13 protein-coding genes and 1 tRNA gene are annotated in these 12,494 nt (G+C 47.6%); 4 read left to right on the top strand and 10 right to left on the bottom strand.

The features are described from left to right. Nucleotides 1–205: 205 nt before the first annotated feature. Both MHM93_RS01385 and MHM93_RS01380 read right to left on the bottom strand, forming a co-directional pair. Nucleotides 206–282, bottom strand: a tRNA-Pro gene (locus MHM93_RS01385). 153 nt (nt 283–435) lie between these two features. After that, complete coding sequence (locus tag MHM93_RS01380) at nt 436–1,056, bottom strand: arylesterase (protein ID WP_239447648.1); 621 nt, start codon at nt 1,054–1,056, stop codon at nt 436–438. Between MHM93_RS01380 and MHM93_RS01375 the strand changes: the two genes are divergently transcribed. Together MHM93_RS01375 and MHM93_RS01370 are read left to right on the top strand one after the other, a co-directional pair. Beyond that, on the top strand, nt 1,057–1,773 hold the full coding sequence (locus tag MHM93_RS01375; protein WP_239447647.1) for an ABC transporter ATP-binding protein: 717 nt from the start codon (nt 1,057–1,059) through the stop codon (nt 1,771–1,773). Beyond that, nucleotides 1,763–4,264: an FtsX-like permease family protein gene (locus MHM93_RS01370; protein WP_239447646.1), complete on the top strand. Its 2,502-nt coding sequence runs from the start codon at nt 1,763–1,765 to the stop codon at nt 4,262–4,264. The genes MHM93_RS01375 and MHM93_RS01370 overlap by 11 nt, the downstream gene beginning before the upstream one ends. Before the next feature lie 30 nt (nt 4,265–4,294). Here the strand turns inward: MHM93_RS01370 and MHM93_RS01365 are convergent, their stop codons facing one another. After that, complete coding sequence (locus MHM93_RS01365) at nt 4,295–5,185, bottom strand: TIGR01777 family oxidoreductase (protein WP_239447685.1); 891 nt, start codon at nt 5,183–5,185, stop codon at nt 4,295–4,297. 157 nt (nt 5,186–5,342) lie between these two features. Here MHM93_RS01365 and MHM93_RS01360 point away from each other — a divergent pair, with 157 nt between their 5' ends. Beyond that, the gene (locus tag MHM93_RS01360; protein ID WP_045978403.1) at nt 5,343–6,389 is read left to right on the top strand and encodes an AI-2E family transporter; all 1,047 of its coding nucleotides are present in this window, start codon (nt 5,343–5,345) and stop codon (nt 6,387–6,389) included. Here the strand turns inward: MHM93_RS01360 and MHM93_RS01355 are convergent. From MHM93_RS01355 to MHM93_RS01335, 5 genes are all read right to left on the bottom strand, one after another. Next, nucleotides 6,386–6,796 carry a hypothetical protein gene (locus MHM93_RS01355; RefSeq protein ID WP_239447645.1) on the bottom strand — a complete coding sequence of 137 codons (411 nt, stop codon included), beginning with the start codon at nt 6,794–6,796 and terminating at the stop codon, nt 6,386–6,388. The two genes, MHM93_RS01360 and MHM93_RS01355, sit on opposite strands and share 4 nt — an antisense overlap. Nucleotides 6,797–6,803: 7 nt before the next feature. After that, nucleotides 6,804–8,141 (bottom strand): ATP-binding protein, encoded by a 1,338-nt coding sequence (locus MHM93_RS01350; protein WP_026110951.1) that lies wholly within the window; start codon nt 8,139–8,141, stop codon nt 6,804–6,806. Continuing rightward, nucleotides 8,135–8,809, bottom strand: a complete 675-nt coding sequence (locus tag MHM93_RS01345) for a response regulator transcription factor (RefSeq protein WP_022943803.1) — start codon at nt 8,807–8,809, stop codon at nt 8,135–8,137. The genes MHM93_RS01350 and MHM93_RS01345 overlap by 7 nt, the downstream gene beginning before the upstream one ends. After that, nucleotides 8,809–9,063 (bottom strand): PepSY domain-containing protein, encoded by a 255-nt coding sequence (locus MHM93_RS01340; protein ID WP_130147617.1) that lies wholly within the window; start codon nt 9,061–9,063, stop codon nt 8,809–8,811. Before MHM93_RS01340 ends, MHM93_RS01345 begins: the two co-directional genes overlap by 1 nt. Before the next feature lie 100 nt (nt 9,064–9,163). Then, nucleotides 9,164–9,466, bottom strand: a complete 303-nt coding sequence (locus MHM93_RS01335; RefSeq protein ID WP_239447644.1) for a YciI family protein — start codon at nt 9,464–9,466, stop codon at nt 9,164–9,166. A 171-nt stretch (nt 9,467–9,637) separates the two neighbouring features. On the opposite strand from MHM93_RS01335, the gene MHM93_RS01330 reads away from it, so the two are divergent. Next, on the top strand, nt 9,638–11,062 hold the full coding sequence (locus MHM93_RS01330; RefSeq protein WP_239447643.1) for a sodium-dependent transporter: 1,425 nt from the start codon (nt 9,638–9,640) through the stop codon (nt 11,060–11,062). 20 nt (nt 11,063–11,082) lie between these two features. On the opposite strand, the gene MHM93_RS01325 is transcribed toward MHM93_RS01330, so the two are convergent. Together MHM93_RS01325 and MHM93_RS01320 are read right to left on the bottom strand one after the other, a co-directional pair. Further along, complete coding sequence (locus tag MHM93_RS01325) at nt 11,083–11,721, bottom strand: CPBP family intramembrane glutamic endopeptidase (protein WP_022943799.1); 639 nt, start codon at nt 11,719–11,721, stop codon at nt 11,083–11,085. Between the two features lie 59 nt (nt 11,722–11,780). Further along, entirely contained in the window at nt 11,781–12,362 is a 582-nt protein-coding gene (locus MHM93_RS01320) for an inner membrane-spanning protein YciB (RefSeq protein WP_053910389.1), read from the bottom strand. Nucleotides 12,363–12,494: the final 132 nt, after the last annotated feature.

Genomic DNA, 12,494 nt, shown 5'->3' with positions numbered 1-12,494 from the left:
TATTAGACAGCTTAGTAACAATAGAGAAATTTAGAATAGTGGGTTGGTGGTTTTGTTAAAGTCAGGGAGCCAGGTAGTACTTAAAATGTGACAACAAATTCGGATTGGAGCATAACTCCAAAAATTATTTTACTACTGAATTATTACCGAGTTTTGAGCGATATAAGTTCAAAATAGGATAAGCTATTGATTAGGGGGAGAAGAATGGTCGGCATAGCAGGATTTGAACCTGCGACCCCTGACACCCCATGACAGTGCGCTACCAGGCTGCGCTATATGCCGACTTGGATTGCAATAGTACGGAAATATTTTGTAAATGCAAGCGTCGGTTGTTTCGTTTGCTTATAAAATATTCATATTCGCCGATTTAATTACAAAAAAGAAAAAAGCGCTAATTTTCAGCGCTTTTGTTGAGTTATTTTGGTGTCTCAGGGGCTACTTGGTCAGCCAGTTACTGATTTGTGTTTTCATAATATCCCGTAGGATCGGCTGCGCTTCAGCATTAGGATGAATGTTATCGTTTTGCATTAATTCACCGTTGGTCGCCACTTGCTCTACAAAGAAGGGCATCAAGGTCACTTGCTTTTCCTTGGCCACATCAACAAAGCTTTGCTCGAACAACTCGGTATAACGGCGGCCATAATTGGGTGGAATACGAATTTGCATTAACGCCACCTCAGCACCGGCCTCTCGGCTTTTATCTATTAGTGCATGCAGGTTGGCTTTCATTTTAGTGACGGGAAAACCACGTAAGCCGTCGTTGCCGCCAAGCTCAATGAGCACATGGGTTGGGGTGTGCTCTTTAAGAATCGCATCAAGGCGGCGCAGGGCTCCCCCTGTGGTTTCACCGCTTATACTGGCATTAATCAGGGTAGTGGGCGTATTTTGTTGTTCGTACGTATCTTGTAACAATTGCACCCAGCCTTGGTGTTGTTTTAACCCGTAGGCTGCGCTTAAGCTGTCACCTAGGACAAGTATCTGATTGTCAGCCCAAGCGAATAATGGTTTAGTGACAAACAGTAAGACGATAAAAACACGTAGGATTGAAGCACTCATATGTCAGCGTTATCTCAATTAAATATTATTCAAGTCAAAGAATTAACTAAGTCCGTTAATACGCTTGACGGCGATTTAACGATCCTCAGCGACATTACCTTTAATGTCAAGCCGGGCGAGTCGGTGGCCATTGTTGGCGCCTCGGGCTCGGGCAAGTCCACATTGTTGAGCTTGTTAGCAGGGCTTGATGTAGCAAGCTCGGGAAGCATTACCTTAGATGGTGATGTCTTGGAGCAACTGGACGAAGAAGGGCGCGCGGCCTTGCGTGCTCAAAAAGTCGGATTTGTATTCCAATCCTTTATGCTGGTGCAAAGCCTCAGTGCACTTGAGAATGTGATGCTGCCAGCTGAGCTTGCTAACCAAAATGATGCTAAAGAGCAGGCGCTGGCGCTGTTGGAGAAGGTCGGTTTGAGTCATCGCGTTGAGCATTACCCTTCGCAGCTCTCGGGTGGTGAGCAGCAGCGCGTTGCTATCGCCCGTGCCTTTATTGGCACGCCGCAAATTCTGTTTGCTGATGAGCCTTCGGCAAACTTAGACAGTAAAAACGGTAAAATGATTGAAGAGCTGTTGTTTGAGCTTAACCAACAGCAAGGCACCACGCTGGTGCTGGTTACACACGATGAAGCATTGGCACAGCGATGCGACCGTATTTTGCACATCGAAGGCGGCAGTCTAACCGAATTGAGTGAGCCGAAGGAGCAGGTCAATGTGGGCTAAATTGGCATTTAGACTGTTTTTGAGAGAGCTGCGCCGAGGCGAGCTCACGGTGATATGTGCAGCCATTGCGTTGGCAGTGATGACGGTGTTGACCTTGTCCTCGGTAACTGACCGTATTGGTCAAGCCATTTTGCAAAAATCCAACGCTTTTATCGCCGCCGATAGAGCGCTGGCCAGTAACCATGCGTTGCCAGATGAATACCGCCAGCAAGCACAGAAAATGGGCTTGAAAACGGCGCAGCTCACGTTTTTCGATACCATGCTCTTTGCCAATGACCGCATGCAACTGGCGGCAATAAAAGCAGCGTCATCGGCCTATCCTCTCAAGGGGGAGCTACTCATTAAAAGCGATTTTGATGCCCAAGAGCAAGTGGCCGAGGGCGGCCCTAAAGAGGGCAACGTTTGGCTCAATGAAACGGTGATGTATTCATTGGACCTGCAAGTGGGCGATGAGGTTGAGTTAGGTGCTGCCACCTTTACCGTTAGCCATATTTTGAGCGAAGAGCCGGATGCGCCGTTCAATATTTTCTCTGGCAGTCGCCGGGTGCTGCTTAATGAAGCTGATATCGCCAAAACTGAGGTGATCCAACCGGGGAGTCGGGTGTTCTACCGTCAACTCTATGCTGGCGATGGTGTCGACGTCGAAGCGTTTTATCAATGGCTAAAACCTCAACTGGCCGAGAACCAACGCTGGTATGGGGTGAAAGACAGGCAGTCGCCCATAGCTAATTCGCTAGAGCGATCGGAACGCTTTTTACTGTTAGCAGGCCTGTTGGGAATTATTCTCGCGGCAGTGGCCATTGCGGTATCAGCAAAGCGTTATTGCGAGCGCCAATACGACCCAGTGGCAATGATGAAAACCCTAGGCGGGGCTCGCGCACAAATACGCGCTATTTATTTGCTGCACTTGTCACTGGTGTGTGGTTTTTCACTGCTTATTGGCCTTGCTGTAGGGTATTCGCTGCAGCACGTGGCCGCCGACTACATGGCTAAAAGCATGGATATTAGCCTTCCGCCTGCGTCGCTACGCCCATGGTTAAGTGCGGTATTCATCGGGGTTGTGTGTGCGGTGATGTTCTCCATTAAGCCACTGCTGGATTTATTTGATATTCCGCCGTTACGGGTATTGCGTCGAAACCTTGGTGACAGGTTGGTGGTGAGCAAAATCCACCTCGCGCTCTCGGCGTTAACGGTTTTTGGGTTAATGTGGTTATTCAGCGGTAAGATCAAAATTACCCTAATCTTATTCGCCTCATCGGCCCTTGTGGTGGTGGTGCTGTTTGTCGCCTCAAAAGTGATTTTTGGCACAGGGCGAAAGCTCGGCCTCAGCCCCGGTAACAGTTGGTCTTTAGCGCTGGCTTCAATTCAAAAGCGGGCTAATGCCAATGCCGTGCAATTAATCAGCTTTGCGCTGGCGATTAAGCTTTTACTGTTTCTCATTGTGCTTAAAAATGACATGATCAATGACTGGCAATCGCAATTACCAGCGGATGCGCCTAATGCGTTTCTTGTTAATATTAGCGAGCAAGAAAAACAGCCCGTTGCCGATTATCTCGCGGCTAATAGCATTGAGGTGTCGCGCTTTTATCCGACCATTCGTGGGCGCGTCAATGCCGTCAATGGCGAAAAAGTCGCGCGAGAAGTGTCATTAGAGGATAACGAGAAAAAAGATGAAGAAGCACGCTCTGGCGTGGGCCGTGAGCTGAACTTGACGTGGGTTCGCGATATGCCAAGCCATAACACCCTAACCAAAGGGCAGTGGTTTACAGAGCAAAGCCAAGGAGAAGTCTCCATTGAGCAGTCAATGGCTGAGCGGTTGGAGATTCAACTGGGCGATACCATTACCTTTTTAATCGGTTCGCAAAGCTTTGATGCCGAGGTTACCAGCTTTCGCGAGGTGAATTGGTCCACCCTAAAACCAAACTTCTTTATGATCCTAAGCCCAGACTTGCTCGCTGAATTTCCGGCAACCTATATTGCGGCAGCACGTATTGATGACGGTGAAAATAAAGCCTTTACTCAGCTATTGCGGCAGTATCCCACCATTACGGCTATCGATGTCGACAACTTTGTCGAACAAATTCGCTCAACCATCGAGCAGGTGTCGTTAGCCATTGGGTTTGTGCTGGCAATCGTGGTGGCCTGTGGTGCCTTGGTATTAATTTCGCAAGTCCAGGCGAGCTTGGGTGAGCGGATGCAAGAGGTCGTTATTTTACGCACCTTGGGAGCGCGCGGAAAGTTGATCCGAGGAGCCACCTTGTTTGAATTCTTACTACTGGGGTTGATAGCCGGCGTAGTTGCCGCCTTAGTGAGCGATGTGGCGTTATTCGTTGTGCAGCGGCAGTTATTTGAGCTACCTGGAAAGTTTCACCCTGATATATGGTTCATCGGGCCCGTAGCGGGTGCTTTGTTTGTGGCACTGTTGGGATACACTATGATAGCGCGAACACTCAACAAGAACACCAGTGGTTTGCTACGCAAACTGATGTAGACAAAAAGGCCGCTTTAACAAGCGGCCTTTTTAATTGCGGTTAAGGAGTTGAGCCAGGGCAGGTTTGAGTTCGGGGTGGCGAAAGCGAAAGCCCTCGTCTATCAGCCGCTGGGGTTGAACATTTTGCCCATAGAGCAATAAATCGGCCATTTCTCCCATCATCAGCCGCAATGCAAAGGCCGGCATGCGCACGATGGCAGGGCGGCGCAGTACTTCAGCGAGCGTTTTAGAGAATTCCTCATTATTGACGGGCTTAGGCGCGGTGGCGTTGATGGCGCCGCTAATATGATCGTATTTTATTAGGTACATAATTAGCTGCACCATGTCATCAAGGTGGATCCAAGACATGTATTGTTGGCCATCTCCTATGGGCCCACCGAGGCCAAAGCGAAATGCGGGGAGCATTTTTCCTAAGGCACCGCCATGGGCGCTTAGCACAATACCGGTACGCAGCAAGCACACACGGGTTTGTGCTTTGCTTGCGGCTGCCTCCCAGTCGCGACAAAGCTGATGGCTAAATTCATCATAGCAGTGGCTGAAGTCTTCGGTGATCTCCACATCTCCTTGGCGGCCGTAATAGCCAATGGCACTGCCCGATATTAGCGCCTTCGGTTTGTTGCCTGCGGCATTTATCTTCGCCACGATAGCGTCGGTGGTATTGAGTCGGGAGTCGTAGATACGCTTTTTTTGTTGATCGCTCCAACGCTTATTAACGATGGGCTCACCGGCGAGATTGATCACGATATCGACATTATTAAAATCAACCTCATCCAAATTCTGGATGGCTTCAATACGATGACCCAACTTTATGTACGCCCGTGAGGGAGAGCGAGTGAGTACCGTAACCCTATGGTGGTTAAGTAAATGCTTGTATAGTTCGCTACCTATGAGCCCTGTGGCTCCGGTGATCAAGATATGCATGGGTGCCATCGTGTTGCTAATTCACTTTGTTTCTAGTTTAGTTCAAATACTACGAAACTGGCGAATTTAAGATCATTTCCTATGGCCAATCAATGGTTTATTTTCAATCGTATCTCACCTAAACTAGCATCACTTGTCTGCTTTAAGGAAACGAACTGTGCCCAGCTTCACTGGAGCGAGTAAAAGCCTCCTAGTTATGGCCGCCTTGGTGGTGGTTTTGGCAGGGGTTAAAACCGCAAGCGCCTTGGTGGTGCCCTTTATTCTATCGGTATTCATTGCCATCATCTGCAACCCTTTGATTGATACTTTAGGTCGCTACCGAATTCCCAAAGGCGTGGCGGTGAGTATTGTTATATTGCTGGTGGTCGCCGTCCTTTTGAGTATTGGCGGCTTGGTAGGGCAGTCGGTGAATGATTTCTCGCAAAACCTGCCGCAGTATAAAGAGCAATTAAAGAAAGAGTTTGTGTGGGCGGTGAACACGTTAGCGCAATACAATATTTTCCTAAATAAAGAGCAACTGATCTCAATGTTTGACCCTGGGAAAATGATTGATGTAGCCACCAACATGTTAACTGGGCTAGGCGGGGTGATGGCTAACCTGTTTTTAATCATCATTACCGTGGTGTTTATGTTATTTGAAGGACCCAGTATTAGTCGCAAAATTCATTTAGCGTTAGATGATCCAGATATGAAAATGGCGCAAATAGACCGTTTTCTTGAGTCCATTAACTCCTATTTGGCGATTAAAACCTTAGTTAGCTTAGCGACAGGCTTTTTAGCGACCATGTTATTGTGGGCGCTGGACGTCGACTACTTTATTTTGTGGGGCGTGGTTGCCTTTATGTTTAACTACATTCCCAATATCGGCTCTATTATCGCCGCTGTGCCGCCGGTATTGTTGGCTTTGATCACGCAAAACCCATTGACTGCGGCTTTTGTGGGCATGGGATACTTAGTCATCAATGCGGTGATGGGCAACGTGGTCGAGCCTAAATTCATGGGTCGGGGATTAGGCTTGTCGACCCTAGTCGTGTTTTTATCGTTAATCTTTTGGGGCTGGTTATTGGGCACGGTGGGGATGCTGCTGTCTGTGCCTTTGACTATGGTGGTGAAAATAGCCCTAGAAGAGAGCGAAGAAGGGCGCTGGCTTGCCACCTTACTTGGCGCCGACGTAGACGACGCTAAGCAAAGTGACCAAGGTTAATCCAGTGGTACGCGATAACTGTCGATGCGCTGCTCAATAAGCCGCAACTCACAATGCTTATACGCCATCGCCGCAGCCGCAGCGTCGGGCATCACACGCAGATAACGCCACCGGCAGCTGTCTTCAAGGTAGCTGTCAAAGCTCTGCTGCGAGCGTAAATAAATATCCAATGGCTGAGTGATCCCCGATTGCTTAGCGAAGTTTTCGAGCTGCAGCTGGCGCTTATTCTGCCACGCAGTCAAATCTCGGCGCAAAAGCTCTAACTGGCGGTCAAGACATTGGATATAGTCACGACGACTATCGGGTGTTTCGCCTACCGGCGCGCATTGCGCAGTTTCATTGGCATCAACCGTATTGAACAAGCAGGCGCCGAGGCCAATGGTTAACACAAAAAAGTGACGTTTCATAATGACGTTAGGTTATCTCTTGGTAATCAAACTCAAGCATAAAGCGAGCGCCGCCCAAGGGGCTGTCGTCAATGCTTAAAATACCATGATAGCCGTTTACGAGATCAGCGACAATGGCCATACCCACACCGTGCCCGCTTTCATAGCTATCAAGGCGGGTACCACGTTGCAACAGCAACTCACGCTTCTCCTCAGGCACGCCAGGACCGTCGTCTTCAATCATCAGTTTAAGACGCTTCTTACGTTGCTCGACCTTTAAACTCACCTGCGAGACACAGGCTTTACAGGCGTTATCAATGAGGTTGCCAAGCAGTTCCATTAAATCGGTTTTATCGCCCAAGAAAAAGTGTTTGTCGCTCACATCGACACTGAATTCGATGTCTTTATCACGATACACTTTACTCATGGCATTGAAGATAGAATCCGCTACCGGCTTAATATGCGTCTGTTTTTTCCATGTATCGGACGCACCCGTGGCAGCGCGCTTTAATTGGTGTTCGATCATCACATTGATGCGGTCCAACTGCTCTTGGGCATCGTCATCGCTGGCCATAGGGCTTGACTTAAGTACAGCCAAGGGGGTTTTTAGGGCGTGGGCAAGGTCACTTAAAGACGCGCGATAACGCTCTTTTTGCCGCTGTTGCGATTCCAACAGTAGGTTCAAATCGGCTTTTATATTTTGCAGCTCAACAGGGTAGTTGCCTTTGATACGCGTGCCTTCGCCGGATTCAATGGCTTTTATCTCTTTATCTAAGCGATGTAATGGACGAGAGTTCCAGATAAAGCCGATGATCATCAACACGGTGATCACCACACCCATAATTAACATCCAGTTTATTGATGTCTCCTTAAACCCTTCCATCAGCCTTAATAAACCATCGTTACTTTTAACCACAATGAAGCGGGCTTCAATGGTTTGGTCGAGATTCGCGAGGATCCCAGTGAGTGACAGTTGCCAGTATTTGCGACCATTGACGGTCACGAGGCGAAAATCCGCTTTACCGGTTTCGGTGATCACTAAATCCGGCTTGTAATCAATATTTAAGGCGGACTCACTTTGCCAGACTCGCTCGTTGCCATTATAAATCATGGCATAGGTGTCTGATGTGACGCGGTTCAGCTCGGGGGCAAGAATACTGCGTGGCATTTCTACACCGCGCTCACTGTATTCAACTTCAGATATTAATGAGTATAAATGCGCTTCCAGGGTTTTTTCAGTGGCCTCCACTAATGAGGCACGATACGCGTTGCCAATCGAAGCAAATAAAATAGGCATGGCTACGATCAACAAAAAGACAAGGATAAATCCTTGTCTTATTTTCAGTGAAACTTGATTTCCTACCACTGGGTGCGCAGCCTGTATCCTCGCCCACGTAGGGTCTCAACGGGGTTCAGGGTGCCTTCTGGGTCCAGTTTCTTGCGCAGACGCAGAACAAATACTTCTATCACGTTAGAGTCGAGATCAAAGTCTTGGTCGTAAATGTGTTCGGTCAATTCCGATTTAGAAATCACTTTTTGTGGATTCACCATCAGATATTCCAGCACTTTATATTCGTAAGCGGTCAGATTGAGCTCGCGCTCTTCTACCCATACCTGCTGCGAGCGCGTATGAATACGGATTGGGCCGTTTTCAATTTCAGGGTTCGCCTGACCCGCACTGCGACGAATTAATGCGTTACAACGAGCGATTAACTCTTCCACATGAAAGGGCTTGGTAAGGTAATCGTCGGCACCGGCATCGAGGCCTTCGACCTTGTCCTGCCAGCGATCGCGCGCAGTCAAAATTAAGATAGGGATATCGACGCCATTTTTACGGGCTTGTCTGATAAGCTCAATACCATCAATTTTTGGTAAGCCTAAATCAACCACCGCCATATCCAGTGGGTATTCACAAATATGGAAAAGGCCCGCTTCTCCATCATTGCACAAATCAACGCTGTAGCGCTCTTTTTCTAGGGCACTACGCAGGTTATCTGCCAAATGTAAGTCGTCTTCAATTACTAGTATGCGCATTAGTTATTTTCCTTCTCTACCTGCCCGGTGCGTTTTGAGACGCTGACGTCAACCACACGGCCCTTGGGCTTTAATATACGAACAACAAACTTTTCCCTTTGTTCAGATATCTTTAACACTTTACCGTTTTCGGCTTCTTTGGCAATTGCCACTGCCTGCTTTTTATCAATGTCTTTGGGGGGCGTTGAGCCTGCCTGGGCCACTGACGTGGCTAAAACAAAAGCAGTAAATATAGCGGCTATATATTTAAGCATGGTTCAAAGAACTCCCAATTGATCTTTCGTTGCGCAACATACACTGCACTTGCAGCGGCAATGTCGCAAGCATACAAAAAACCAATTAACCTTTACTGAATTACGCTGGAAGCACCTTTTTGAAGGGCTTGACTACTGAGTTTTCATATACACCAGCGGCGATATAGGGGTCATCAGCGGCCCATTCCCGTGCATCTTCCAAGGATGCAAATTCAGCCACGACTAATGAGCCCGTAAAGCCTGCTCCACCCGGGTCGTTACTGTCCGTCGCAGGAAGTGGTCCTGCAATGTGTAATCGCCCTTGGTGCTGTAACTCTTGCAAGCGTGCAAGATGCGCTGGACGCGCCTTAAGACGCTGCTCGAGCGAATTTTCCACATCGGTGGAATAAATCATGTACAACATAATAATAACCAAGTACTTGGTATCGATTACATTTATGATAGCCAGCAATGATAGGCGTTGTAAATTAATATCGTTGTTTAAATGGGACCGCGCCCACCAGCAGTCGTTAAAGCTTGAAAAGCTTTGTTTAACACTGGTAGAGTCGGGTTAAAACAATAACAAGGTTTTTCTATGAGCGAAAAACGTGAACATTTTAGCTCTCGCTTGGGCTTTATTCTTGCTGCTGCAGGCTCTGCGGTAGGTATTGGCAACCTCGTTGGGTTTCCTGTTTCCGCCACCAAAAACGGCGGTGGTGCCTTTCTTTTAGTTTATGCACTGTTTGTTGCGTTTATTTGTTTGCCGGTCATGATGGCGGAAATGGCCATGGGCCGAAAAGCGCAAAAAGACCCTTATGGTGCGTACAAAACACTGTCGGATAATTCACCGCGCTGGCGCGGTGCAGGAATTCTTGCGGTACTGACGCCGTTTATGATTGCGGTGTTTTACATGGTTATTACGGTGTGGATTTTCGGTTATCTGGCACAAACAGCCATGGGCAACCTTGATGCGCTTGCCGACCCCGGTAACTTTGGCCGCTTCATTAATGAGTACAGTATTTTTGGCTACATGGTGGTGGTCGCCATTGTGGTTAACTTAATCCTCGTCGGTGGCGTTAAAGAGGGCATTGAAAAGGCTGCGAAGTTCTTAATGCCAGCCCTTTTTGTGCTGCTCATAGGTTTGGTTGCCTATGTATTGACCTTGGATAATGCCATGGCGGGTGTGCGCTATTATGTGGTCCCGGATTTCTCAAAAATGAACGCCAGCGTACTCAATGGTGCCTTATCACAAGCGTTTTTCTCGCTGTCGTTAGGGATGGGGATTTTGATGACCTACGCGTCCTACATCTCGAAAAAGGATGATATTGTTAGTGGCGCAAAGATGGTCGCCATCACCGATTCACTGGTGGCTTTTACCGCCGGCTTAATGGTGTTGCCAGCCATTTTTAGCTTTAATCCGGATACTGATCCAAGCCAACTCTCAGAGTCGTCGGTGTCGATGATATTTGTTTATTTACCGAAGATTCTTTTGGCACTGCAAACCGATATTGGTTATATGGGCGCGTCTATGGTGGCGTTTGTATTTTTCTTGTTGGTGTTTTTCGCTGCCATTACGTCGTTGGTGTCGATTGTCGAGGTGCCCACTGCAACGCTTATTGAGGAAAAGGGCTACAGCCGCAAAAAAGCACTGTTAGTTTTAGCTGGCGCTATCGGCTTACTCACCATTGGCTGTACCGTATCATTTGGCATGGTCGATTGGTTGACTCAGTTCACCCACTACGGTGGTGATGATAAGAGCTTCTTTGATGTGGTTTATGACGTGTTTTATGACACCATTCTACCTCTCAACGGCTTGATGGTGTGTTTGTTTGTTATGTATCGTTGGAAGAAGGCGCGTTTGAATGATGAACTTTCGCAAGGCTGCGCTAGTTACGAAGGCAGCTTTATGCAAAAGTACGTGAATTTCTCACTATCAACCTTTATCCCAGCGATTTTGCTGCTGATTTTCATCAATACTGTGGCAACAAAGTTTTTCGCCATGAGTATCTTCGGCTTTTAATTTGCCGGTCGGGGGCTAGCCTAAATAGCCCCCGAATCTAAATAACTGCCAAGCCCCAGAGTAAACATCCACAACCCCCACAAACTATGTTCCAGTACACACACAAGTGTGGAGCGTGAGTGCGCATAGGTATAAGAAAACAATAGCCCACCGCAAAATGATAATACTATCGCAACCCAATTCCCATAAACCATGTGTGCCAAGGAAAATACGCTAGCACTTAACCAAATACGCCAAGTTTTGCTAGGAATGATGGGCTTATAGCGGTGAAAGAAATAGGTGCGAAAAATCAGCTCTTGTGGCAACACAGACAGCAATGGATATAACACCAGTAGCATTAACCAGCTCAATGGTGATTGCAGCGGGTAGCTAAACCAGTTTTCCTGGTTGAGAATGCCATAGAGCACACCCGAGAATAATGCTCCGGTGAGAAAAAACGTGGCAATGCGCTTACGCACTGCTGAGAACTGCCCCATGGATGTGATGCGAAAGCGTTTAAAGTGGGGATCGGTAAGCAGAATAAAACAGCATACGGCGGTCAGGGTGATCAACGCCGGGATCAGCCAGTTATGCAAATACTCGCGCATCAGCAAGCCGGCAACCGGCAATAGGATAAAAATACAGAACAGTTCTAGCCAGCGATACTGCGCGTTATTCAATGTTTCAGCCCATTGCTACACTCAATATGTACTCAGTGTAGCAGGGCTGTACGACAGCTTTATGACTCTTCTTCAGGAAAGTAAGGGTAAAGACGCATAATCGTGGCAATAATAGCCACAAAGGTGATGCCGATAAGGCCGAACACCTTGAAGTTTACCCAAAAGTCGAGCGAGAAATTGTAGGCAACATAAATGTTGAGCACTGCAATAACAGCAAATAAAATAACCCAGAAAATGTTTAACTGCTCCCAAATCCGCTCTGGTACCGCAATCTCTTGACCTTGCTCACCGCCTTGTTTCTCTTCTACTGACTTGAGCAACCCAGTGAGTGCCTTTTGCACTAGGTTCTTTTTGAAAAACAGCCGTGCGGCTAATAACACCACCGCTAACAGCGCATAAATGAAAGTGGCCTTCCATTGGATAAAATGCTCATCTCGAAACAGAATGGTCATGGTTCCTAACACCAGGGCGATAGCGAAAAACACCCAATGACGCTTAGCAATATGGCCCTCTTTGAAATAGCCATAAGCAAGCTGCAGGGCACTGGTGCCGATTAATACGCCCGTCGCCCAGTAGATATCAACGAGTTTATAAACAGCGAAAAATAAAATTAGCGGAATGTATTCAATTAAAGTACTCATTCACGACGTCCATTACATTAGGTAGCAGCCGTTTTACCAGTATCTGAGAGCAAGCTCAAGCATCAGTGCGACATTGACATTTTCATTGTCGCCTTTTAGGCTGCGCGGCTTTGAGTTTTCAGTAGGTAGCAC

Origin of the sequence: Pseudoalteromonas sp. MM17-2, assembly GCF_022347945.1 — a bacterium.
Lineage (GTDB): Bacteria > Pseudomonadota > Gammaproteobacteria > Enterobacterales > Alteromonadaceae > Pseudoalteromonas > Pseudoalteromonas ruthenica.
This window is presented reverse-complemented; position numbering and strand designations above follow the sequence as displayed.

Coding starts and splice junctions, on each gene's coding strand:
- MHM93_RS01380 (WP_239447648.1), bottom strand. CDS start 1,056: ATGAGTGCTTCAATCCTACGTGTTTTTATCGTCTTACTGTTTGTCACT.
- MHM93_RS01375 (WP_239447647.1), top strand. CDS start 1,057: ATGTCAGCGTTATCTCAATTAAATATTATTCAAGTCAAAGAATTAACT.
- MHM93_RS01370 (WP_239447646.1), top strand. CDS start 1,763: ATGTGGGCTAAATTGGCATTTAGACTGTTTTTGAGAGAGCTGCGCCGA.
- MHM93_RS01365 (WP_239447685.1), bottom strand. CDS start 5,185: ATGCATATCTTGATCACCGGAGCCACAGGGCTCATAGGTAGCGAACTA.
- MHM93_RS01355 (WP_239447645.1), bottom strand. CDS start 6,796: ATGAAACGTCACTTTTTTGTGTTAACCATTGGCCTCGGCGCCTGCTTG.
- MHM93_RS01345 (WP_022943803.1), bottom strand. CDS start 8,809: ATGCGCATACTAGTAATTGAAGACGACTTACATTTGGCAGATAACCTG.
- MHM93_RS01340 (WP_130147617.1), bottom strand. CDS start 9,063: ATGCTTAAATATATAGCCGCTATATTTACTGCTTTTGTTTTAGCCACG.
- MHM93_RS01335 (WP_239447644.1), bottom strand. CDS start 9,466: ATGTTGTACATGATTTATTCCACCGATGTGGAAAATTCGCTCGAGCAG.
- MHM93_RS01330 (WP_239447643.1), top strand. CDS start 9,638: ATGAGCGAAAAACGTGAACATTTTAGCTCTCGCTTGGGCTTTATTCTT.
- MHM93_RS01320 (WP_053910389.1), bottom strand. CDS start 12,362: ATGAGTACTTTAATTGAATACATTCCGCTAATTTTATTTTTCGCTGTT.